Here is a 20,974-nt window from a genome sequence, read left to right on the forward strand (position 1 = left end):
TTTCCACTTGATGAAGGTCGACGGTATTGGCGTCGGCATCGTTGAAATCTCTGCCACTATGCGCCCGCCGCCCTATTGATTTCAACTTGTCGCCAACAAACAGATGCATCTCAGGCACTTTCCGCTTATCCTTACACCCCGGCGTGAATAAACCCATTATTCGCTTTTCATTAGACGTATTTGACCGCCGGAGCCTAGCTAGATGACCGCACAACCTCAAGTTCTGAAAATCCGCCGCCCAGACGACTGGCATATCCACCTGCGTGACGACGAGATGCTGAAAACGGTGGTGCCCTATACCAGCCAGGTATTTGGCCGGGCGATCGTGATGCCGAACCTGGTTCCCCCCGTAACGACCGTGGCCGCCGCGCGCGCCTACCGCGATCGCATTCTGGCGGCGGTCCCGCAGGGCCACAACTTCACTCCGCTGATGACCTGTTACCTGACCAACTCTCTGGCGGCCAGCGAACTGGTCAGCGGTTTCGAGCAAGGGGTGTTTACCGCCGCCAAGCTGTATCCTGCCAACGCCACGACCAACTCCAGCCACGGCGTCAGCGACGTGACCGGCATTTATCCGCTGTTCGAGCAGATGCAAAAAATCGGCATGCCGCTGCTGATCCACGGCGAAGTGACCGATCCTGCCGTCGATATTTTCGACCGCGAGGCGCGCTTTATCGAGCAGGTCATGGAACCTATCCGCCGCCAGTTCCCAGAGCTGAAGATCGTCTTCGAGCACATCACCACCAAAGAAGCGGCGCAATATGTGCAGGCAGGCAATCGTTTCCTCGGCGCCACCATCACGCCACAGCACCTGATGTTCAACCGCAACCACATGCTGGTCGGCGGCATTCGCCCACACTTGTTCTGCCTGCCGATCCTCAAGCGCAATGTCCACCAGGAAGCGCTGCGTCAGGCGGTCGCCAGCGGTTCGGATCGTTTCTTCCTCGGCACCGACTCCGCGCCGCATCTCAAGCACCGCAAAGAATCCAGCTGTGGCTGCGCCGGCTGCTTCAACGCGCCGAATGCCATCCCGGCTTACGCTGCCGTGTTCGAACAACTCGGCGCGTTGGAGCACTTTGAAGCCTTCTGCTCGCTCAACGGCCCACGCTTCTATGGCCTGCCGCTCAACGAAGACTTCATCGAGCTGCAGCGCGTGCCGACCACCCAACCGGAAGAGATCGCCCTGGGCAATGAATCCGTGATCCCCTTCCTGGCCGGTGAAACCCTGAACTGGTCGCTGAAAGACTGATATTTTTGCTTCGCCCTCTTGCCCCCGCGCTCGGTTAACTGTATAAATAAACAGTAAATCGCTTCGGGGGCAATTATGCGTGTTGAAGTCACTATAGATAAAACCCGGCCACTGCCGTCGGGCGCCATTGAGGCGCTGACCGGTGAACTGGGCAAACGGGTCAATCGCCAGTTTCCAGACGCCGTCGTGCACGTACGTTATGCCGGCGCCAACGGGCTCTCCGTGCTGGGGGGCGCCAAAACCGACCGGGACCTGATCGAGGAAATCCTTCAGGAAACCTGGGAAAGCGCGGACGAATGGTTCAGCGCAGAATAACACTGCAATGCTGTTTTTGCCGGGGGTCGCTCTCCGGCTTTTTTGTTTCTGGCGCCCTGTCCATTCATCGCTTACCCTTACTCTGGAACAAAATCCGCCTCAGCGCTGTATTTAACGCAAAGGAGTAAGCATGGCCCCGGACAAGGTGAAATCCGAAGACGCGATGACGTTTGGCGAACTGCTGGCACTGATTGCCGATCAGAAAAGGCGCTTGAACGTATTGGAGGTGGCTTTCTCTTATCTGGCCTTCAGCCTGGATGACAAAGCCAACCAACGGCTGATCCACAGCCTGAAGCTGGAATCACACAGCCAGAACCGCGACGCCGAAACGCAGAAACATTTCGCCCATTTGGCCGAAGAGTTGGAAAAATGCCTGCACGGCTCGCCCCCTCCCAGCAGCGGCGCGGAATAACGCCACTGCGCCTCACTCATCATCCTCATGCCCACACACAAATTTGTAGAATAATTGTTCAAATAAATATTTATTTTGCAAATTTAGGTGACAACCCCCTCCACCGATGGAGGCGGATGCGTATACTGTAATTGCTCATCATGATGATGAGCCGCATTGATCCTCGTTAGTCACTCACGGTAGTTACTACTCAATAAGGGGTCTTTATGGACAGAAATGATGAAGTAATTCAGACGCACCCGCTTGTCGGTTGGGATATCAGTACTGTCGACGTTTACGACGCCATGATGATACGCCTTCATTACCTGTCTTCACTAGACCAAACGCCAGAAGAAGCCCAAGTAGACCGAACGCTTTGGCTGACCACCGATGTCGCCCGTCAATTAATCAATATCTTAGAGGCCGGCATCGCCAAAATTGAAGCTACGGATTACCAGGATCTTGATCGCAGAAAACATTGATTCATCGTTCCCTACCCCCTAAGGCGCCGCGACCGTTCCCGGCGCCTTTTTCTTTGCCTTTCGCCGTTCAATCAGTGCATTGCACTCGCCAACCTTTTATCATGGAGCGATAAGAAATCGTTATCAGAGAGGGTGGGCACGTGGAATATGATTTGATTGTGGTGGGCAGCGGTTCCGTCGGCGCAGCGGCAGGGTATTACGCTACCCGGGCCGGCTTGAAAGTGCTGATGATCGACAGCGCCATTCCCCCGCACCGCAACGGCAGCCATCACGGCGATACCCGCATCATCCGTCACGCTTACGGCGAAGGTGAAAAGTACGTGCCGCTGGTGCTGCGCGCCCAGGCGTTGTGGAATGCGCTGATTCAACAATCCGGCGAAGAACTGTTCCAGTCGTGCGGCGTCCTCAATTTGGGGCCACAGCACTCCGACTTCATTCGCAATGCTCAGCAGAGCGCGCAAAAATTCCGCCTGAACGCGCAAACCCTCAGTGCCGAACAGATCGCTCAACGCTGGCCGGAATTCCGGGCCCCGGAAGGTTATGTCGGCGTGTTCGAGCCCGACGCCGGCTTCCTGCGTGCCGAGCTGGCGATAGCCACTCTGATCAAGCTGGCGAAAGAGGCCGGCTGCAGCCAGTTGTTCAACTGCCCGGTCAGCGCGGTGAACCCCATCGAGGGCGGCGTTGAAGTCGTCACCGGCGAAGGGCGTTTCACGGCGCGAAAAGCGGTGGTCACCGCCGGCACCTGGGTGAAAGCGCTGTTGCCGCAGTTGCCGGTTGCACCATTGCGCAAAGTCTTCTCCTGGCATCAGGCAGACGGCCGCTATAGCGTGAACAATCGCTTCCCGGCCTTTACCGTCGAGGCGCAAGACGGCACGCACTATTACGGCTTCCCGGCGGATAACGACGGCCTGAAAGTGGGCAAACACGACGGCGGCCAGCCGATGGACGCCCCCGAGCAGCGTAAACCCTTCGGCAGCTACGCCAGCGACGGCACCGAAGTTTTCACCTTCCTGCGGCAGTTTTTGCCGGGTGTAGGCGTATGTTTACACGGCGAAGCTTGCAGTTATGACATGAGCCCCGACGAAGACTTTATTATCGATACCCTGCCGGGGTGCGATCGCCTGATGGTCATCAGCGGATTGAGCGGCCACGGCTTCAAGTTCGCCAGCGCGTTGGGTGAGATTGCCGCGCTGTTCGCGCAGGACAAAGCGCCGCCGGTCGACGTCGCCAGCTTTGGTCTGAAACGATTTAGCTAAGCGAAGGATTTCGCTGTCCAGGTTGCCGTCGAGCCCTGGACAGCGAAATTTGGCGGTTACAATTTATTAACCTGCTAACTCTTTTAAATACCAAGTAAAATTTCTGATAACGGAAATTTCTTGTATTCAGCATTTGAATTTCCGAATTGAACACTTGCAGTGTAAGTCCTATTTTACAGAAGATATGCTCCATCGGCTTTCAACAAGGACGTCACCATGAAACTACTTGTCGTGGACGAATGCTGCTTCACCCGGGTCGGTATAGCCAGCTACTTTGCTGATAGTGGGATTACGACGATCAAGTGCTGCCACAGCATTGAGCACGCTACGCCGCTGTTGGCCAGCTTTCAGCCGAGCCATATTCTGGTGAACCTCAGCAACCAGTGCCGCTATAACGAAGCAGACGCGCAGCTGCTGGCATTTATGGAAGCCAGCCAGTCTGCCTCGCTGTTTATCTATCTCGATACACCTTACCCTTACAGCGAAACGCCGATGCGCATCGCCGATAACGCCTTTTTGTTCAATAAAAGCATTCTGCCGCTCACCTTGCGCACGCTGCGCGAAAATCCGCTGGCGCTGGCCGATGACGGTGAAGAGCGTTCCCTGTTCAGCCCGCAGGAACTGACGGTGATGAAATATTGGATGGCGGAAATGCCCAACTACCGCATCGCGAAAAAGCTGCAGATCAGCTCGCATACGGTGTATGTGCACAAGCGTCACATCACGGAGAAGATCAACGCGCGTAACCGGCTGGAGTTCTACTCGCTGTATAACGTGCTGCGTTATTTCTACCCGCCAAGCGCGCCAACGAATTCGACGCCGCTGGCGCTGCTGGCGGTGTAACATCAAGCCTGCGATAACGCAGGCTTTTTTATCGCCGCTCTTCCAGCGCTCACGCGCGCCCCGCTATAAAAGGTGCCGAGAAAAGGACTATAATCAAAGGTCTCTTTCTTCAGGCGGCTGAAATGTTAAACCGAATACTGGCGGCTATCGTCAACAACGTGCGTGAGCACCTGGTGCTGTATCTTTGTCTGTGGCTGGTGCTGCTGGCGCTGGATGTCTATTTTTTCTTCGTGATGTAACCCATGCCGTCGTCATTTCCCCGATTGAGCTTCAGCCGCTTCGGCGATCCCGCCCAGGTGCTGACGCTGCAGCAGACGAGCCGGCCGCCGCTGCGCCCCGGCCGGCGGCTACTGCAGATGCGCTATGCCCCGATCAACCCTTCCGACCTGATCCCGATTCACGGCCAATACGCGCACCGCATCGCCCTGCCGCAGGTGCCGGGCTATGAAGGCGTAGGCGTCATCGTCGATCTGCAAAGCGGACGCTCGACCGGCCGACGCGCGCTGGCGGTAGCGGATGACGGCAGCTGGCAAACCTTCGTCACGCTGCCTGAAGAACGGGTGGTCTGGGTACCGGACGACATCGACGATGCCAGCGCGGCGCAAATCTATATCAACCCGCTCACCTGCTGGGTGCTGCTGACGCAATGGCTACCGCTCAACGCCGGCGACGTGCTGCTGCTCAACGGCGGTGGCTCCGCCGTTAGCCTGCTGCTGGCACAGATGACGGCGCTGCGTGGTATTCGTCTGGCAGTGGTGGTGCGCAACGTCGCTCATCGCCCGGCGCTGCTGGCCGCCGGCGCCTGGCGCGTTATCGAAGCGCCTCAGCTGGCGCAAATGACCCACTTTGGCGCCCGCGCCGCTATCGACTGCATCGGCGGAGAAGACGGATTGCAGCTGGCACGAGCGGTCCGCACCGGCGGCGATTTTGTGGCGCTGGGCCTGCTGAGCGGCTGCCAGGTAGACTGGCGGCGCGTGGTGGACGAATTGAAGCTGCGCGCTTCGCTGTTTCACCTACGTAAATGGAATGCGCAGGCGGCACCGGCGCAGTGGCAAACGGCGTTTTATCAGCTATTCCAGCTGCTGCGGCGCGGCCAGCTGGCGCTGCGCCCACCCGCCGCGATTTACCCTTTGCATCAGTACGCAGCGGCGCTGCAGCACGCCGCCCAGCCCGGCGTCAGCGGCAAAATATTCCTTACGCCGACGGCATCGGAGACGATTGCGGTGGAAGAGTCCTTATTCAACGGGGTCCCCAATAAATAAAATGCCATGGAGGAAAACGCGCCTTTTCCGTTAATGCAAACTTATTAGTGGTGAGATGCACTTTTGTTAGCACATCGCACATTCTGTATTTATCTGAATTGTCTTAATGCCATCTTTACCAAACCGAATAGAACCAAAGCATAGAAAGCCACAGTGAATATCAGCGTACTGAATGTCAGTGGATCTGCGTCCATTTCATAGAAACCTGTTTGGTACCTGCCAAAGAGTTGTTGAGAGGTATCTATGATGAGTGACGTTAAGCTATACAGTGGCATCCCATAGCGTGAGAAACAGAAAGCAGTAATGAAACATGCAATATACAGTATTATATTCTTAACGAACGATGCATTTTTCAAACTTGCTCTCCCCTTGCACATCAACAAAACCATAGGTCATCATAGTACTGCGTGACCCAGGAACTCTAATCAGCTTCATTCCCAGGATGAAGCGACGGACCTTGTAAAAATCCAGACGACTTACAAACGTAATGCACCCTTCACTATAACCGCGGCCATCTGGTCTGAGCGGATGCAATCTAAAACTACCACGTGCGATCTTATTTACAAACATGCTGTCACTCATTGTTTGAGCACTGAACAGAGCTAACCAGTCGCTATGATCGTTTCCTGTGTACTGGTCAAGCACCCACGAACGAATTTGATTGGCTAGACTACCTCTCGGCCTGTCAACCACCCAATAACGACCAACAGGTATTGCACTGTTCTCAATGTAGGTACAGTTGGGATCATTTGTGTACAGCTGCCTACCAGAAAACACGGGGAAAGTACCTAGCCCATAGACGTGGAGCTTCGCTTCTCCTCCGTTTTTTGAAAGATCGTTGTAACTCATCCTCATTATCAACATGCGCATATCCTTATGCTTGGTACATTTATGTACTCTACCTCTTTTCTTAGTATGTATAGCAGTTCTCACTGTGCTCGCAAAAGTATTTCACTCGCTGTCTCACCCATAATTCCTGTCATTAATCACTACCGCACTATATATATTGAAAATAATATGGATAAAGATAAAATTTACGAATCCCTTGGATATCGCTAATTTACCGAGGTGATATTACTGTTGTTACCCGTATAGTCTTCAGGAGTAAAATAGAAAACCTTTCTGAGCTTTAGGTACTCACAAAATGAAGTGGTTGATTGAATGGCTGGGTAACTCGTTCGCTTACCTAATCCCTATCGTACTCATTATTATCGGCGGGGTTATTTTCGTTTCAGTGTTCCCAAACTCTGGTTTTTATCTCACTCTCATCTGGGCTATCGTTGTTTGTGTCGCCTATGTAAAGTGGTCTAAGTGGTTGTAGTTTTTTACTGATTAGCCAATGTTCCCAGTCTGCACTAACAGTTTAAACGTTAAGCCACCGTTGGGTGGCTTATTCAAAGCGTATTAACAACTCTGGGCTCAACGTGGCGGCAAAATCTTCCTCACTCCGGCGACGCCGGAGGCTGGCGCGGCGGGCGGCCGTCGCCCAGGATAACCGCCAGCCGATAGCCGCCTTCGGTGGTCTCCAGCGCGATGCGCGCCACGATCGTCAACGGCACCGACAGCAGCATACCCACCGGGCCAAGCAGCCAGCCCCAGAAGATCAGCGACAGAAACACCACCAGCGTCGACAATCCCAGCCCGCGCCCCATCACCCGCGGTTCGAGGATATTGCCGATCACCATGTTGACAGCGATAAAGCCGCCCGCCACCACCAGCGCATCGCCCAATCCATTGAACAGCAGCGCCTGAATCAGCGGCGGAATGGCGGCCAACACCGAGCCGATGTTGGGAATATAGTTGAGCAGAAACGCCAGCAGCCCCCAGATAAAGGCGAAGCGCACGCCGACCGCCGCCAGGAAGATCCAGACGATCACCCCGGTGGCCAGGCTGATGATGGTTTTAATCACCAGATAGCGCGTCACACCGTCCAGCGCCCGCCGCATCGCGGCGAGCCCCTCGTTCGGCTTATCCAGCGCCTGCTGTAGCTTGTAAGGCAGCAACTGCACTTCGAACAGCATAAACACCACGGTCATCAGCAGCAGGAAGACGTTGGTCATGGCGCCAGACAGGTGCCCCAGCATGCGGGTGACCAGATTCATCGCCGCGCTGGGATCGACATACTGCAGCATCGCTTCGCTGGAGAGGCTGATATTGAAGCGATCGGCGTAATGCTGAAGCTCGCGCAGTTTCTCGATCATCATGCCGCGGTACTGCGGCAGCGAGCGGGCGAACTCGTTTAGCGAAGCGCCCAGCATGCCGATAAACAGCATCACGACCACGATCACCGCCGTCACCAGCAACGTCACCCCGACGATGCGTGGCACCCGGCGGCGTTCCAGCATCGCCACCAGCGGGTTCAGCACCATGGCGAGGAACACCGCCAGTAAAAACGGCACCACAATGTCGGCGGCGGCTTTTACCCCAGCCAGAATGATCACCAGCATCGCCAGCAGGACGGCCAAACGCAGGCTGTTGTCGGTTACACGGGTTCGGCCCATGACGTTTCCTTGTTATTTCACTGGGTTAACCGGCCACCAAGAGCCGACGTTTGGCGCTAATGGTAGCAAAATCCACCGTCACGCCGCAGAGGATTTAGCGCAACCGTTCGAAAAAATTAATCTTTTCGCCCTGCTCTTTGCCGCAAGAAATAGGCATAACCTTTGCCATCAAATAATCCCACCGAGCAATTCATGGACAGTTTACGTAAAATGACAAAAGCTGACATTAATAGATAATAAGCCTAATTTTCAACAACTAGCATAATTGTTATGTGAAGGAAATAATATCATCTTCAACGATTTATCTGATGAACCCCGAACATCTCAAACAAATTCACTGACTAATATTTCTAAGAAGTAACATAGTTAAATTTATTATTGATTTTATGTTTCCTAAAGTTTAATTATTGCAACCAGCCAATCGGTAATCGAAGGAAACAGGATGCTCTGGAAAAATACCGCCGATCGTTTCGGCCATGTGTCAGTGTTGATCCACTGGCTGGTGGCGCTAACGGTGTACGGCATGTTCGCGCTCGGTCTGTGGATGGTGACGCTGGGCTATTACGACGTCTGGTACCACCAGGCGCCGGAAATCCACAAAAGTATCGGCGCACTGCTGTTCATCGTCATGGTGATCCGCGTGATCTGGCGCTTTGTCTCGCCGCCACCCAAGCCTCTGGCCAGCTATGGCCGCCTCACTCGCGTCAGCGCCATCCTCGCGCATCTGGCGTTATACGCCGTGCTGTTCGGCATTCTGATCAGCGGCTATCTGATCTCGACCGCCGACGGTCAACCGATCAGCGTGTTCGGCTGGTTCGACGTGCCCGCCACCGTGACCGGTATGGCGGAGCAAGCCGATACCGCCGGTGCCATTCACCTTTACCTGGCCTGGGCCGTGGTAGTGCTCTCAGTACTGCATGGTTTGGCCGCGCTTAAACATCACTTTATCGATCGTGATGTCACTTTGAAACGGATGCTGGGTAGCAGCGCCGATTAACCTTTGGATTTATGGAGATTGCTATGTTGAAAAAGACCGTATTGGGCCTGACCGCAGGCGCCCTGCTGCTGAGCGCCGGTTCCGCACTGGCGGCGGACTACAAGATCGACAAACAGGGCCAGCACGCCTTTATCGAATTCCGCATCCAGCACCTGGGCTACAGCTGGCTATACGGCAGCTTTAAAGACTTCGACGGCGGCTTCACCTTCGACGAAAAAGATCCGTCCAAGGACAAGGTCAACGTGACCATCAATACCGCCAGCGTCGACACCAACCACGCCGAGCGCGACAAGCACCTGCGCAGCGCCGAGTTCCTGAATGTGGAAAAGAACAAACAGGCTAAGTTTGAATCCACCGAAGTGAAGAAAAGCGGCGACGGCTATGCGGTGGTCGGCAACCTGACGCTGAACGGCGTCACCAAGCCGGTCACGCTGGATGCCAAACTGATTGGCCAGGGCAACGATCCGTGGGGCGGCTACCGCGCCGGCTTTGAGGCCAACGGCAAGATCAAGCTGAAAGATTTCGGTATCACTACCGATCTGGGCCCGGCCTCGCAAGACGTTGAGCTGATCATCTCCGTAGAAGGCGTGCGCGAGAAATAAAAAAAAAGCCCGGCTTTGGCGGCTGGGCTTCTTATTTCCTCAGGCTCAGCGGGCTGGGCCTTCTTCTTCCGGTGCCGGAATGTGCATCGTGGTCTGCAACAAGCCTTTCGATTTATTGAAAACCTTGACGCCGTTTTCGCGGCCGGCACGGCGCGCACGCTGCTCTTCGCGCGGCAGCTTCAGCTCTTCACGGCAAATCTCGCTGCAGCACCCTTCAAACTTGGCGGCGCAGCTCGGGCACTGAATGAACAACAGATGGCAGCCGTCGTTCTTGCAGTTGGTGTGGGTGTCGCACGGCGCGCCGCACTGGTGGCAGTTAGCGATCACATCGTCGGAGATGCGTTCGCCCATGCGCTCATCGAACACGAAGTTTTTGCCGATAAACTTCAGCGGCAACCCCTGCGCTTTCGCTTTGCGGGCATATTCGATAATCCCGCCTTCCACGTGGTAGATGTTTTTAAAACCGTTGTGCAGCATGTAGGCGCTGGCTTTTTCACAGCGAATGCCGCCGGTGCAGTACATGACGATATTCTTGTCTTTGCTGTCCTGCAGCATCTCCACGGCCATCGGCAGCTGATCGCGGAAGGTGTCCGACGGTACCTCGATGGCGTTTTCGAAGTGGCCGACTTCGTACTCATAGTGGTTGCGCATATCGACAAATACCGTGTTCGGATCGTCGATCATCTGATTGACGCGATCGGCCTGCAGATATTCGCCCACCTGGCTTGGATCGAAGCTCTCGTCATCGATGCCGTCGGCCACGATGCGCTCGCGCACCTTGAGGCGCAGCACCCAGAAGGATTTGCCGTCGTCTTCCAGCGCGATGTTCAGGCGAACCTGATCCAGCGCCGGGTGCGAGGCGAACAGCGCGGCTTTGAACGCGTCGAAGTGATGCTGCGGTACGCTGATCTGCGCGTTGATGCCCTCTTTGGCCACATAGATGCGGCCAAACACCTTCAGTTTCTCAAACTGAACGTACAGGCTGTCGCGAAACGCTTTAGGATCGTCGATAGAGAAGTATTTGTAAAAAGAAACTGTGGTGCGCGGCTCGGTTTCCGCCAGCATGCGCGCCTTCAGTTCCTCGTTAGAAATTCGGTTATGTAACACTGGCATGGTGTACTTTCCTGTTTTTCGGGAGGTGACTGATTACCGCGCGCTGCCAGCCGGCCCGCGCGCGGCGCACATCATACCCGAAAAACCGGCGCCGCGCAGCCCTGGCGCAAACGTCCCTAAACCCGTCCCCCCGCACTCATCCATGATGCCGGCGCATTAACCCCCTGCTAATTACCCGATCGTGATATCGTCATGATCTTTGGCGGGAGCATTGTGGAAAAATTCGGCAATTGATGCATATTCAATGGCCAAAAGGGGATTTTAATGCGTTGTGTTTTCCCGGATCGCGAGAAAAATGCCACAATAGTCGCAAACAAACGGCAGAAACGAACCTTGCGGCCGAGCCGACCCGGCCGCCAGACCATGCTATGACTCTGTCATTACACTTAGACAACCGTATTCAAACAGAGAACCCATGACTCAAGTTCCTACTTTCAATCGCTCATTATTGCACCCGCGCTACTGGCTGACTTGGGTGGGTATCGGCTTACTGTATCTGCTGGTACTGTTGCCTTACCCCGTCATCTACTGGCTCGGCACCTCGATCGGGCGATTTTCCATGCGCTTTCTCAAACGGCGCGTCGTTATCGCCCAACGTAACCTCGAGCTCTGTTTTCCCGACATGCCGCAGGCCGAACGCGATGCGCTGGTGGTAAAGAATTTCGAATCGGTCGGCATGGGGTTGTTTGAAACCGGTATGGCGTGGTTCTGGCCGAACTGGCGCATCGAACGCTGGTTCAAGGTCAGCGGCCTGGAGCACATCCAAAAAGCGCGCGACAACCATCAGGGCGTGTTGCTGATTGGCCTGCACTTCTTGACGCTGGAACTGGGCGCGCGCATCTTCGGCATTCACAACCCGGGCATCGGCGTTTACCGCCCACACGACAACAAGCTGATGGACTGGCTGCAAACCTGGGGCCGCATGCGTTCCAACAAGTCGATGCTGGATCGTAAAGACGTCAAAGGCATGATCCGCGCCCTGAAACAGGGTGACATCATCTGGTATGCCCCGGATCACGACTACGGCCCGCGCAGCAGCGTTTTCGTGCCGCTGTTCGCGGTGGACAAAGCCGCCACCACCACCGGCAGCTACGTGCTGGTGCGGATGGGCAAACCGGCGATCATCCCGTTCACCCCGCGCCGCCTGCCGGACGGCAAAGGGTATGAGCTGATCATGCAACCGGCGGTGGAAAACTTCCCGCTGGATAACGAACTCGAGGCCGCCGCCTTTATGAATAAAGTGGTGGAAAAAGAGATCCTGATGGCGCCGGACCAATATATGTGGCTGCATCGCCGCTTCAAGACCCGCCCGGAAGGCGAGCCTTCGCTCTACTGATCAAGCCAACCCGCCACCGGCGGGTTTTTTATTGCGCGCCTCTTGAGAATCGACGGCGAGGGTGGGATGGTAAAGCCTTTGTCGCCCACCCTGGAGCCGTTATGTACATTGTCAGCCTGACCTACCATCGCCCAATCGCCGACGTAGACAGCCACCTTGAAGGCCACATCGCCTGGCTTAAGAAATATTTTCAGGACGGTACCTTCATCGCCTCCGGCCGTAAGAATCCCCGCACCGGCGGCGTGATCCTGGCCAAGGGCATTGACCGTGCGCAGTTAGACGCCATCCTGGCCGAAGATCCCTTCAACGCCGTAGCCCACTACGAGGTCACCGACTTTAGCGCCACCACCACCGCCGCCGGTTTCGAGGCGCTGGCCGGACTATAAAACGCTGTAAATTCCGCGCGCTAAGCGCGGAATAAGGTTTAAACGTCATTTTTAAAACTTTATTTCATTTTTCACCCAATCTTTGTCCCCTCGTTTGCCGTCGCCGCGCTTGCGGCGCATACTTACCAGGCTAACTTTCACGTTTTGCCCCTTTATCTTGCCGCCGGCAAAACGCGTCACCTTTCGGCAGTGGACATTTATGGCTTCGGCAGCAGAACCCGTTAACTGGAAACGCAACCTTTTCGTCGCCTGGCTGGGATGTTTTCTCACCGGCGCCGCCTTCAGCCTGGTGATGCCATTTCTGCCGCTGTACGTAGAGACGCTGGGCGTTACCGGCCATCAGGCACTCAACATGTGGTCCGGTCTGCTGTTCAGCATCACCTTCCTGTTTTCCGCCATCGCCGCGCCGTTTTGGGGCGCCCTGGCCGATCGGCGCGGCCGTAAACTGATGCTGCTGCGTTCGGCGCTAGGCATGGCGATCGTCATGGCGCTGATGGGCATGGCGCAAACGGTCTGGCAGTTTCTTGCGCTGCGCGCAGTGCTGGGGCTGCTCGGCGGATTCATCCCCAACGCCAACGCGCTGATCGCCACCCAGGTGCCGCGCAACCGCAGCGGCTGGGCGCTCGGCACCCTGTCCACCGGCGGCGTCGGCGGTGCGCTGATAGGCCCATTGATCGGCGGTTTGTTGGCCGATCTGTACGGCCTGCGCCCGGTGTTTTATATCACCGCCGCAGTGTTATTCGTCTGCTTCGTGCTGACGCTGCTGTATGTCAAAGAACAATTTACCCCGGTGCAAAAACGCGACATGTTGCACGCAAAACAGGTGTTCGCCTCGCTGAAGAACCCGAAACTGGTGCTCAGCCTGTTTGTCACCACCATGATCATCCAGATCGCCACGGGCTCGATTGCGCCGATCCTGACGCTGTATGTGCGCGATCTGGCCGGCGCCACCCACAATCTGGCGTTTATCAGCGGTCTGATCGCCTCGGTGCCCGGCGTCGCGGCATTGATGAGCGCCCCGCGGCTGGGCAAGCTGGGCGATCGCATTGGCCCGGAACGCATTCTGGTCTTTATGCTGATCGTCTCGGTGCTGTTGCTGATCCCGATGGCGTTCGTGCAGACGCCGTGGCAGCTCGGGGTACTGCGTTTTCTGCTGGGGGCGGCCGACGGCGCGCTGCTGCCGGCGGTACAGACACTGCTGATTTACAACTGCACCAATCAGGTGGCCGGCCGTATTTTCAGCTACAACCAGTCGTTCCGCGATGTTGGCAACGTCAGCGGCCCGCTGCTCGGCGCCGCAGTCTCCGCCGGCTACGGTTTTCGCGCGGTCTTCGCGGTCACCGCGCTGGTGGTGCTGTTCAACGCCGGGTATTCCTGGTGGTGTCTGCGGCGACGGCCGGGCTATATGCGGGAAGACACGCTGCAGGAAGAGTAATAGCTGCATTTATCGCCACTTTCCGCCGTTGGTCAGATCAACGGCGCGTTTCCCCTACTTTTAATAATGCTTCCTTCAGGCCTGTGAACTTTCGCCTAACTCAGAACATTCTTATCTCAACATCTTGTTTATCAACAATTAATTAACTTTCAGCGCATAAAACCCGCTGTCAATCATATTCCAGCCATAACCAACAGAAAAACCAGAAAAGGAGATGCTTGTCGACTTTTCGTCTAAAAAATGGGATACAGGTACTAGACAAAACCAACGACCAGTTATCAAATGGTTAAATAATATCACGCCAGATGTGAACCATCGGCCAAGTGAAAAAAGGTCAGCACGCTTTCCACGGTTTATCAGCGTTGCAGCCGCGGTTTTGTCGGGTAATCCGCATTGGGCGGATCGCCTTCATTAAATACACATACATACCACAGTACGGGCTGCAGCCTTGCAGCGCCTTTTATTGGGAAATCGTTATGCAATCCTCTGTCAATAAGTCAGAAAGCCGGACCTTCTTCGGCCATCCCTATCCGCTGGGTTCTCTGTTCTTCACCGAAATGTGGGAGCGCTTCTCGTTCTACGGCATCCGTCCGCTGCTGATCCTGTTTATGGCTGCCACCGTGTACGACGGCGGCCTGGGTTTGGCGCGTGAGAACGCGTCGGCAATCGTCGGCATCTTCGCCGGCAGCATGTACCTGGCGGCGCTGCCGGGCGGCTGGCTGGCGGATAACTGGCTCGGCCAACGCAAGGCCGTCTGGTACGGTTCTATCCTGATCGCGCTCGGCCACCTGTCGATCGCCCTGTCCGCGGTGATCGGCACCAACCTGTTCTTCATCGGCCTGATGTTCATCGTACTCGGTTCCGGCTTGTTCAAGACCTGTATCTCGGTAATGGTCGGTACGTTGTACAAGAAAGGCGATGCGCGCCGTGACGGCGGTTTCTCGCTGTTCTACATGGGCATCAACATCGGCTCGTTCATTGCCCCGCTGATCTCCGGCTGGCTGATCAAGTCACACGGCTGGCACTGGGGCTTCGGCATCGGCGGTATCGGGATGCTGGTGGCGCTGGTGATCTTCCGGGTATTCGCCGTACCGGCGATGAAACGCTATGACCGCGAAGTGGGCCTGGATTCCACCTGGAACAGCCCGGTCGCGAAGAAGAAAGGCGTCGGCGCCTGGCTGCTGGCATTGGCGGTAGTCCTGGCTGCGGTCATCGTGCTGATCGCTCAGGGCACCATCGTCATCAACCCGGTTGAGGTAGCCAGCGTGCTGGTGTACGTCATCGCCGCGTCGGTCACCTTGTATTTCATCTACCTGTTCGCCTTTGCCGGCCTGAGCCGCAAAGAGCGCGCACGCCTGCTGGTGTGCTTCATCCTGCTGATCTCCGCCGCGTTCTTCTGGTCGGCATTTGAACAGAAGCCAACCTCGTTCAACCTGTTCGCCAACGATTACACCAATCGCATGGTCGGCGGCTTCGAGATCCCGGCGGTGTGGTTCCAGTCGATCAACGCCCTGTTCATCATCTTGCTGGCACCGGTCTTCAGCTGGGCCTGGCCTGCGCTGGCGCGCAATAACGTGCGTCCGAGCAGCATCACCAAGTTCGTGATCGGTATCCTGTGCGCCGCCGGCGGTTTCGGCCTGATGATGTTGGCCGCGCAGAATGTGCTGAGCAACGGCGGCGCCGGCGTATCGCCGATGTGGCTGGTGGGCAGTATCCTGATGCTGACGCTGGGTGAGCTGTGTCTGAGCCCGATCGGGCTGGCCACCATGACGCTGCTGGCGCCGGAGAGAATGCGCGGGCAAATGATGGGGCTGTGGTTCTGCGCCAGTGCGCTGGGCAACCTGGCGGCCGGTCTTATCGGCGGTCACGTCAAGGCAGACCAACTGGATATGCTGCCGGATCTGTTCGCTCGCTGCTCAGTCGCGCTGCTGATCTGCGCCGCCGTGCTGATCGTGCTGATCGTGCCGATTCGCCGCATGCTGGAAAATACCCAGTCCAAGAGCGCGCAAAAACCGGCGACCAACGCCTGACAGATAACCCGTTTTATCTCGCAAACCGGCGCTCGATGCGCCGGTTTTTTTATGCTTGCCAGGCCTGATGTTGCAAGACCACCCGGTAGCCATCAGGGTCTTCAAAGGTTTGCCCCGCCCGATCCCAATAGGGATTATAGGCGGTAACCGCCAAGAATCCCGCCGCCCGCATCCGCTCACACGCGGCTCGCCATTCGTTCTCATCCGGCAGATAAAACACCAGCAGATGATCCTGCGTCGGCGCCTGTCCAACCTGCACTCCGCGATGCTGCGTGAACTCCAAATGGTAGGCATGCTGCGGATGCCCGATCATAATGCCGTCAAATCCCTGATGATCGACAAACTCGCCCAGCCTTTCAAACCCCAACCCGCGGCAATACAGCGTGGCAATCTCTTGCAACCGATCGGTCGGGCGCGCAATGCGCAGCACCGCCTTGGCTATCGACATGAACGCCTCCACCTCATGATAATCTCGTACAGCGCCATGCCCGCCAGCATCGCCAGCAGGAACGGCCATACCCGTTGTATCTCCGCCCCCGCCAACACCCAGGCGGGGCCAGGGCAAATGCCCGCAATGCCCCAACCGATGCCGAACAGCGCGCTGCCCACCAGCAAACGGCGATCCACACGCCCGGCGGCCGGGATCTGCAGCGCTTCCCCCAACAGGCTCCGCTCGCGTCGGCGCGCCCACATAAAGGCCGGTGCCGCCACCGCAATCGCTCCAACCATCACCAACGCCAGCGAAGGATCCCACTGGCCGGTAATATCGAGAAACGCCAGTACCTTAGCCGGATTGGCCATGCCGGCGATAATTAACCCCAGACCGAAAATCACGCCGCTCAGCAGCGCCAACAGAAACTTAAGCATCTTCACCCTCCCAGCAGATGGCGCATCAGCCACACGGTCGTAAAGCCCAGCAGCATAAACACCGCCGTGGCGGCCAACGATCGCGGCGCCAGCCGCGCGACGCCGCACACGCCGTGCCCGCTGGTGCAGCCGCTGCCCAATCGGGTACCCACCCCCACCAATAGCCCCGCGATCGCCAGCCAGCCGCTGCCGACCGCGATCTCACCAGGAGGCAAAGCCGCCGCAGCAGCATACAGCCAAGGAGAAATCAGCAACCCGCCAAGAAATGCGGCGCGCCAGCCCCGCTCTCGGCCGCCCGCGCTCAATAAGCCGCCGGTAATGCCGCTGATGCCGGCGATGCGGCCGTTGAACAGCAGCAGCAGCGCTACCGCACCGCCGATAATGGCCCCGCCCGCCAGCGCGGAATAAGGCGTGAAGTGTTGCCAGTCAATGGTCATCGCGGTTCTCCGGCTGTGGGCAATACAGTTGATACAGGGTCGTTAGCAGCGCCAGCGCTTTGGCATCGGCCACCGCATAGTAAATCTGCTTGCCGGCGCGTCGGGTGGAGACCAACCCTTCCTCGCGCAGCACGCCAAGCTGTTGGGACAACGTCGGCTGGCGGATATCCAGCGCCTGCGCCAGCTCGCTCACCGCCATCTCGCCCTGACTGAGCCGGCACAGCAGCAGCAGCCGATCTTCGTTGCCCAGGGTGCGCAGCATCGCGCCAGCCTGCGCCGCCGCCTTGCGCATCACGTCAATATCCATCACCCTTCCATATAGTTTATAAAATTATATAATATCATTTTATAAACTATTTATCTGCCGCGTGCCACAGGCTGGTGTGAAACCGCGCCGCATGGCATGCTGTCTTCCCCCCTTTTGCCGCACGGAGGCCGCTAACGATGCTGTTGTTTCATGACGTTCTGCCGGTCGATCAGCCCATCCGGCCGTTGGCCAAGGATTATCGCCACGGCGACAGCGAGCCGGATCACTACCATAACTGCGCGCAGCTGATTCACAGCCTGAGCGGCGTAGTGCAGGTCACGACCCGGCTCGGCAGTTGGGTGGTGCCACCCGGCCGTGGCGTCTGGGTACCGGCGAAAATGGTGCACAGCCTGCGCATCACCGGCCAGGTGGCGGCCAGGACGCTGTTTGTCGATCCGTTGGCGCGTGCCGATCTGCCGGCCCAATGCCAGGTGGTGCAGATTTCGCCGCTGCTGCGCGAGTTGATTATCTGTGCGATGGAGATTGCGCCCGGCTATCCCAGCGGCGGGCGCGATGAGCGCGTGATGGAACTGATCCTGGATGAGTTGCGAATGCTGCCGAGTCTGCCGCTGCACTTGCCCGAACCGCGTGAGGCCTCACTGCTTGCCCTGTGCCGCCATATTCAGGCCACGCTGGCGCAGCCCTGGACGCTGGAACAGGCGGCCGCTCAGCTCAGCGTCAGTGGACGCACCCTGTCGCGACGCTTCCAGCGAGAAACCGGGCTGCATTTTAGTGATTGGGTGCGACGCGCCCGTTTGTTGGCGGCGTTGAACGCGCTGGCGACAGGCCGCTCGGTGTTGGAAGTGGCGCTGGATCTCGGCTATGACAGCCCCAGCGCGTTCAGCGCCATGTTCCGCCGGTTATTGGGGGTCGCGCCCAGCGACTATTTCAGCCGAGCCGTGCCGACGACAGATAGCGCCCGGCAACGTTGAACAGCGCCTGCAGCGAGGCGCTGGCGGAGTCAACGTCGATGCCAACGCCGTAGGTCGCCTCACCTTGCGGCAGCGCACAGCGGATATAGGCCACCGCTCGGCTATCACTCTGATGCCCCAACGTGTGCTCGTGGTAATCCTCGATCGCCAGCGGCAAGCCGAAGCGCTGACGCAGCGCATCCACCGCGCTGGAAAGCAAACCGTTGCCGGTGCCCTGCAGGCGCAGTGGCTCTCCCTCGCAGGCAACTCGCGCGTTGAAGCTGTAGGCCTCTACCCCGTGACTTTCCGTCTGGTAGCTCAACAGTTGCAAGCGCGGCTGCTCCACCAGGCCATAGGTGTCGCGGAATAAGCGCCACAGCTGTGCGCCGCTCATTTCCTTCCCGCTGCCGTCGGTCGCACGCTGCACTACCTGGCTGAAGTCAATCTGCAAACCGCGCGGCAACGCCAACCCATGATTTTGTTCCAATAACCAGGCAGCCCCGCTTTTACCGGACTGGCTGTTGACCCGGATCACCGCCTCATAGCTGCAGCCGACATCGGCGGGATCGAGCGGCAGGTAAGGCACCTGCCACCAGCCATCTTGTCGCTGGCGTTGCGCGGCGAAACCTTTCTTGATCGCATCCTGATGCGAACCGGAGAAGGCGGTAAACACCAACTCACCGGCATAAGGATGGCGAGGATGTACCGGCAACTGATTGCACTGCTCCACCACCTCCACCACCTGTTTCAGGCGGCTGAAGTCCAGGCCCGGCGCCACGCCCTGGGTATAGAGATTCAACACCAGCGTGACCAGATCGACGTTGCCGGTACGCTCTCCGTTGCCGAACAGGCAGCCTTCGACCCGATCGGCGCCGGCCAACAGCGCCAGCTCCGCGCAGGCCACGCCGGTGCCGCGATCGTTATGCGGATGCACGCTGATCGCCACATCGGCGCGACGGCTGAAATGACGACAGAACCATTCAATCTGATCGGCATACACGTTGGGCGTACTCACTTCCACCGTCGCCGGCAGGTTGATGATCATCGGCCGCTGCGGCCCCGGTTGCCACACCTCCGCCACCGCCTCGCAGATCTCCAGCGCGAACTCTAATTCAGTAAAACAGAAGGTTTCCGGCGAATACTCGAAGCACCAGGCAGTATCGGGCTGAGCCTCGCAATGCCGGCGAATGCGCCGCGCGCCGTTCACCGCCAGCGCCACGGTTGCGGCCTTATCCTGACGGAACACGATGTCGCGAAACATCGGCGCCGTGGCGTTGTACAGATGCACGATAGCCCGCGGCGCACCCTGCAGCGCCTCGAAGGTGCGATCGATCAGATCGTCTCGCGACTGCGTCAGCACCTGAATCGTGACGTCGTGCGGGATCAGTTGCTCGTCGATCAGCGTGCGCACAAAATCGAAATCCGTTTGCGACGCCGAAGGGAAAGCCACCTCAATCTCTTTGAAACCGCACTGCAACAACAATTGATAGAATTCGCGCTTGCGCGCGTTATCCATCGGTTCCGCCAGCGCCTGGTTGCCGTCGCGCAGATCGCTGGAGCACCAGCGCGGCGCCTGCCGCAGCGTGCGCGCAGGCCACTGGCGGTCTGGTAACGCCACGGGCGGGAACGGTCGGTATTTGCTTGACGGGTCGATTAACATGGGCTTCTCCTGATGCCTGAGTGAACGATAACGCCATTATTTCCCGCCATCGCTTCCTCTTCTCCCGCTTTGCGGACAACCGTCGTCGCAAAGCGGACAACAAAAAAATTTGCATCCTGCGCCAGTGAGACAACAATTAGTTTTGACGTTTCTCCCACCGCACCGGCAGTACGCCGGGCGCTCTACTCTCATTGTCAACGGAGGCGAACATGAGCCTGTATGCAACTCTGGAAGAAGCCATCGAGGCCGCACGCGAAGAGTTTATCGACACCGCCGAAGGCAGCAGCGGCGATGAACCGCCGGTGCCGCAGCAGTTCAATCTGCAAAAGTATGTGATGCAGGATGGCGACACGATGTGGCAAGCGGAGTTCTTCGAAGAAGAGGGCGAAGCGGTGGAATGCCTGACGCTGCGCAGCGGTGCGGCGGCGCAGGCGATATTCGACGGTGACTACGACGAAGTGGAAATTACCGCCGAGTGGATAGACGAAAATACCCTGTACGAATGGGAAGAAGGCGACTTCCAGCTCGAGCCGCCGCTGGATACCGAAGAAGGCCAGGCCGCCGCCGATGAGTGGGATGAACGTTAACCCGCCC

General features: G+C 57.5%; 24 protein-coding genes. 16 read left to right on the top strand and 8 right to left on the bottom strand.

Annotated elements, in window-relative coordinates:
- Nucleotides 1-202 precede the first annotated feature (202 nt).
- The 8 genes from pyrC (at nt 203) to FHU12_RS12080 (ending at nt 5,798) form a co-directional block, all read left to right on the top strand.
- Nucleotides 203-1,249: a dihydroorotase gene (pyrC, locus tag FHU12_RS12045; protein ID WP_141969550.1), complete on the top strand. Its 1,047-nt coding sequence runs from the start codon at nt 203-205 to the stop codon at nt 1,247-1,249.
- Between the two features lie 75 nt (nt 1,250-1,324).
- Nucleotides 1,325-1,564: a DNA damage-inducible protein I gene (gene dinI, locus FHU12_RS12050; protein ID WP_033638037.1), complete on the top strand. Its 240-nt coding sequence runs from the start codon at nt 1,325-1,327 to the stop codon at nt 1,562-1,564.
- Nucleotides 1,565-1,694: 130 nt separating this feature from the next.
- On the top strand, nt 1,695-1,976 hold the full coding sequence (locus FHU12_RS12055) for a hypothetical protein (protein ID WP_141969552.1): 282 nt from the start codon (nt 1,695-1,697) through the stop codon (nt 1,974-1,976).
- 206 nt (nt 1,977-2,182) lie between these two features.
- Nucleotides 2,183-2,437: a biofilm formation regulator BssS gene (gene bssS / locus FHU12_RS12060; RefSeq protein WP_004927812.1), complete on the top strand. Its 255-nt coding sequence runs from the start codon at nt 2,183-2,185 to the stop codon at nt 2,435-2,437.
- Between the two features lie 140 nt (nt 2,438-2,577).
- Nucleotides 2,578-3,693 (top strand): N-methyl-L-tryptophan oxidase, encoded by a 1,116-nt coding sequence (solA, locus tag FHU12_RS12065; protein ID WP_141969554.1) that lies wholly within the window; start codon nt 2,578-2,580, stop codon nt 3,691-3,693.
- Nucleotides 3,694-3,909: 216 nt separating this feature from the next.
- On the top strand, nt 3,910-4,536 hold the full coding sequence (locus FHU12_RS12070) for a response regulator transcription factor (protein WP_141969556.1): 627 nt from the start codon (nt 3,910-3,912) through the stop codon (nt 4,534-4,536).
- 122 nt (nt 4,537-4,658) lie between these two features.
- Nucleotides 4,659-4,775 carry a DUF2770 family protein gene (locus FHU12_RS12075; protein WP_004927822.1) on the top strand — a complete coding sequence of 39 codons (117 nt, stop codon included), beginning with the start codon at nt 4,659-4,661 and terminating at the stop codon, nt 4,773-4,775.
- 3 nt (nt 4,776-4,778) lie between these two features.
- On the top strand, nt 4,779-5,798 hold the full coding sequence (locus tag FHU12_RS12080) for a zinc-dependent alcohol dehydrogenase family protein (protein ID WP_141969558.1): 1,020 nt from the start codon (nt 4,779-4,781) through the stop codon (nt 5,796-5,798).
- Between the two features lie 333 nt (nt 5,799-6,131).
- On the opposite strand, the gene FHU12_RS12090 is transcribed toward FHU12_RS12080, so the two are convergent.
- Nucleotides 6,132-6,647 carry a DUF2778 domain-containing protein gene (locus FHU12_RS12090; RefSeq protein ID WP_260440725.1) on the bottom strand — a complete coding sequence of 172 codons (516 nt, stop codon included), beginning with the start codon at nt 6,645-6,647 and terminating at the stop codon, nt 6,132-6,134.
- A 593-nt stretch (nt 6,648-7,240) separates the two neighbouring features.
- The gene (locus FHU12_RS12095; protein WP_141969564.1) at nt 7,241-8,299 is read right to left on the bottom strand and encodes an AI-2E family transporter; all 1,059 of its coding nucleotides are present in this window, start codon (nt 8,297-8,299) and stop codon (nt 7,241-7,243) included.
- Between the two features lie 442 nt (nt 8,300-8,741).
- Between FHU12_RS12095 and FHU12_RS12100 the strand changes: the two genes are divergently transcribed.
- Both FHU12_RS12100 and FHU12_RS12105 read left to right on the top strand, forming a co-directional pair.
- Nucleotides 8,742-9,296: a cytochrome b gene (locus FHU12_RS12100; protein ID WP_033646456.1), complete on the top strand. Its 555-nt coding sequence runs from the start codon at nt 8,742-8,744 to the stop codon at nt 9,294-9,296.
- Between the two features lie 23 nt (nt 9,297-9,319).
- Nucleotides 9,320-9,898, top strand: a complete 579-nt coding sequence (locus FHU12_RS12105) for a YceI family protein (protein ID WP_016928208.1) — start codon at nt 9,320-9,322, stop codon at nt 9,896-9,898.
- A gap of 45 nt (nt 9,899-9,943) precedes the next feature.
- Here FHU12_RS12105 and trhO read toward each other — a convergent pair whose 3' ends face one another.
- Nucleotides 9,944-11,011 carry an oxygen-dependent tRNA uridine(34) hydroxylase TrhO gene (trhO, locus tag FHU12_RS12110; RefSeq protein ID WP_141969566.1) on the bottom strand — a complete coding sequence of 356 codons (1,068 nt, stop codon included), beginning with the start codon at nt 11,009-11,011 and terminating at the stop codon, nt 9,944-9,946.
- 415 nt (nt 11,012-11,426) lie between these two features.
- Between trhO and FHU12_RS12115 the strand changes: the two genes are divergently transcribed.
- From FHU12_RS12115 to FHU12_RS12130, 4 genes are all read left to right on the top strand, one after another.
- On the top strand, nt 11,427-12,347 hold the full coding sequence (locus tag FHU12_RS12115; RefSeq protein ID WP_141969568.1) for a Kdo(2)-lipid IV(A) acyltransferase: 921 nt from the start codon (nt 11,427-11,429) through the stop codon (nt 12,345-12,347).
- 101 nt (nt 12,348-12,448) lie between these two features.
- Nucleotides 12,449-12,733: a YciI family protein gene (locus FHU12_RS12120; protein ID WP_141969570.1), complete on the top strand. Its 285-nt coding sequence runs from the start codon at nt 12,449-12,451 to the stop codon at nt 12,731-12,733.
- 199 nt (nt 12,734-12,932) lie between these two features.
- Nucleotides 12,933-14,168 carry a multidrug efflux MFS transporter MdtG gene (gene mdtG, locus FHU12_RS12125; RefSeq protein ID WP_141969572.1) on the top strand — a complete coding sequence of 412 codons (1,236 nt, stop codon included), beginning with the start codon at nt 12,933-12,935 and terminating at the stop codon, nt 14,166-14,168.
- Between the two features lie 476 nt (nt 14,169-14,644).
- The gene (locus FHU12_RS12130; RefSeq protein WP_141969574.1) at nt 14,645-16,198 is read left to right on the top strand and encodes a peptide MFS transporter; all 1,554 of its coding nucleotides are present in this window, start codon (nt 14,645-14,647) and stop codon (nt 16,196-16,198) included.
- A gap of 49 nt (nt 16,199-16,247) precedes the next feature.
- Here FHU12_RS12130 and FHU12_RS12135 read toward each other — a convergent pair whose 3' ends face one another.
- The 4 genes from FHU12_RS12135 to FHU12_RS12150 are packed head-to-tail and all read right to left on the bottom strand — an operon-like array spanning nt 16,248 to nt 17,809.
- Nucleotides 16,248-16,646, bottom strand: a complete 399-nt coding sequence (locus tag FHU12_RS12135; protein WP_141969576.1) for a VOC family protein — start codon at nt 16,644-16,646, stop codon at nt 16,248-16,250.
- The gene (locus FHU12_RS12140; RefSeq protein WP_141969578.1) at nt 16,637-17,065 is read right to left on the bottom strand and encodes a YeeE/YedE family protein; all 429 of its coding nucleotides are present in this window, start codon (nt 17,063-17,065) and stop codon (nt 16,637-16,639) included. The genes FHU12_RS12135 and FHU12_RS12140 overlap by 10 nt, the downstream gene beginning before the upstream one ends.
- A 2-nt stretch (nt 17,066-17,067) precedes the next feature.
- Complete coding sequence (locus FHU12_RS12145; RefSeq protein WP_141969580.1) at nt 17,068-17,502, bottom strand: YeeE/YedE family protein; 435 nt, start codon at nt 17,500-17,502, stop codon at nt 17,068-17,070.
- On the bottom strand, nt 17,492-17,809 hold the full coding sequence (locus FHU12_RS12150; RefSeq protein WP_099817330.1) for an ArsR/SmtB family transcription factor: 318 nt from the start codon (nt 17,807-17,809) through the stop codon (nt 17,492-17,494). Before FHU12_RS12150 ends, FHU12_RS12145 begins: the two co-directional genes overlap by 11 nt.
- Before the next feature lie 137 nt (nt 17,810-17,946).
- On the opposite strand from FHU12_RS12150, the gene FHU12_RS12155 reads away from it, so the two are divergent.
- Nucleotides 17,947-18,741 carry an AraC family transcriptional regulator gene (locus FHU12_RS12155; RefSeq protein ID WP_141969582.1) on the top strand — a complete coding sequence of 265 codons (795 nt, stop codon included), beginning with the start codon at nt 17,947-17,949 and terminating at the stop codon, nt 18,739-18,741.
- Here FHU12_RS12155 and leuA read toward each other — a convergent pair.
- Complete coding sequence (gene leuA / locus FHU12_RS12160; RefSeq protein WP_141969584.1) at nt 18,698-20,380, bottom strand: 2-isopropylmalate synthase; 1,683 nt, start codon at nt 20,378-20,380, stop codon at nt 18,698-18,700. The genes FHU12_RS12155 and leuA overlap by 44 nt on opposite strands.
- A gap of 209 nt (nt 20,381-20,589) precedes the next feature.
- On the opposite strand from leuA, the gene FHU12_RS12165 reads away from it, so the two are divergent.
- On the top strand, nt 20,590-20,967 hold the full coding sequence (locus tag FHU12_RS12165) for a MysB family protein (RefSeq protein ID WP_033642660.1): 378 nt from the start codon (nt 20,590-20,592) through the stop codon (nt 20,965-20,967).
- Nucleotides 20,968-20,974: the final 7 nt, after the last annotated feature.

This window comes from Serratia marcescens, assembly GCF_006715005.1.
Classification (GTDB): domain Bacteria; phylum Pseudomonadota; class Gammaproteobacteria; order Enterobacterales; family Enterobacteriaceae; genus Serratia; species Serratia montpellierensis.

Excerpts from the sequence above, each read along its gene's own strand:
- FHU12_RS12080 (WP_141969558.1), top strand. The coding sequence starts at position 4,779 with ATGCCGTCGTCATTTCCCCGATTGAGCTTCAGCCGCTTCGGCGATCCC.
- FHU12_RS12145 (WP_141969580.1), bottom strand. The coding sequence starts at position 17,502 with ATGACCATTGACTGGCAACACTTCACGCCTTATTCCGCGCTGGCGGGC.
- leuA (WP_141969584.1), bottom strand. The coding sequence starts at position 20,380 with ATGTTAATCGACCCGTCAAGCAAATACCGACCGTTCCCGCCCGTGGCG.
- FHU12_RS12095 (WP_141969564.1), bottom strand. The coding sequence starts at position 8,299 with ATGGGCCGAACCCGTGTAACCGACAACAGCCTGCGTTTGGCCGTCCTG.
- FHU12_RS12130 (WP_141969574.1), top strand. The coding sequence starts at position 14,645 with ATGCAATCCTCTGTCAATAAGTCAGAAAGCCGGACCTTCTTCGGCCAT.
- FHU12_RS12120 (WP_141969570.1), top strand. The coding sequence starts at position 12,449 with ATGTACATTGTCAGCCTGACCTACCATCGCCCAATCGCCGACGTAGAC.
- FHU12_RS12140 (WP_141969578.1), bottom strand. The coding sequence starts at position 17,065 with ATGCTTAAGTTTCTGTTGGCGCTGCTGAGCGGCGTGATTTTCGGTCTG.
- FHU12_RS12165 (WP_033642660.1), top strand. The coding sequence starts at position 20,590 with ATGAGCCTGTATGCAACTCTGGAAGAAGCCATCGAGGCCGCACGCGAA.
- FHU12_RS12090 (WP_260440725.1), bottom strand. The coding sequence starts at position 6,647 with ATGAGTTACAACGATCTTTCAAAAAACGGAGGAGAAGCGAAGCTCCAC.
- FHU12_RS12070 (WP_141969556.1), top strand. The coding sequence starts at position 3,910 with ATGAAACTACTTGTCGTGGACGAATGCTGCTTCACCCGGGTCGGTATA.
- bssS (WP_004927812.1), top strand. The coding sequence starts at position 2,183 with ATGGACAGAAATGATGAAGTAATTCAGACGCACCCGCTTGTCGGTTGG.
- trhO (WP_141969566.1), bottom strand. The coding sequence starts at position 11,011 with ATGCCAGTGTTACATAACCGAATTTCTAACGAGGAACTGAAGGCGCGC.
- FHU12_RS12100 (WP_033646456.1), top strand. The coding sequence starts at position 8,742 with ATGCTCTGGAAAAATACCGCCGATCGTTTCGGCCATGTGTCAGTGTTG.
- pyrC (WP_141969550.1), top strand. The coding sequence starts at position 203 with ATGACCGCACAACCTCAAGTTCTGAAAATCCGCCGCCCAGACGACTGG.
- FHU12_RS12115 (WP_141969568.1), top strand. The coding sequence starts at position 11,427 with ATGACTCAAGTTCCTACTTTCAATCGCTCATTATTGCACCCGCGCTAC.
- FHU12_RS12135 (WP_141969576.1), bottom strand. The coding sequence starts at position 16,646 with ATGTCGATAGCCAAGGCGGTGCTGCGCATTGCGCGCCCGACCGATCGG.
- FHU12_RS12150 (WP_099817330.1), bottom strand. The coding sequence starts at position 17,809 with ATGGATATTGACGTGATGCGCAAGGCGGCGGCGCAGGCTGGCGCGATG.
- FHU12_RS12055 (WP_141969552.1), top strand. The coding sequence starts at position 1,695 with ATGGCCCCGGACAAGGTGAAATCCGAAGACGCGATGACGTTTGGCGAA.
- FHU12_RS12105 (WP_016928208.1), top strand. The coding sequence starts at position 9,320 with ATGTTGAAAAAGACCGTATTGGGCCTGACCGCAGGCGCCCTGCTGCTG.
- FHU12_RS12155 (WP_141969582.1), top strand. The coding sequence starts at position 17,947 with ATGCTGTTGTTTCATGACGTTCTGCCGGTCGATCAGCCCATCCGGCCG.
- mdtG (WP_141969572.1), top strand. The coding sequence starts at position 12,933 with ATGGCTTCGGCAGCAGAACCCGTTAACTGGAAACGCAACCTTTTCGTC.
- FHU12_RS12075 (WP_004927822.1), top strand. The coding sequence starts at position 4,659 with ATGTTAAACCGAATACTGGCGGCTATCGTCAACAACGTGCGTGAGCAC.
- dinI (WP_033638037.1), top strand. The coding sequence starts at position 1,325 with ATGCGTGTTGAAGTCACTATAGATAAAACCCGGCCACTGCCGTCGGGC.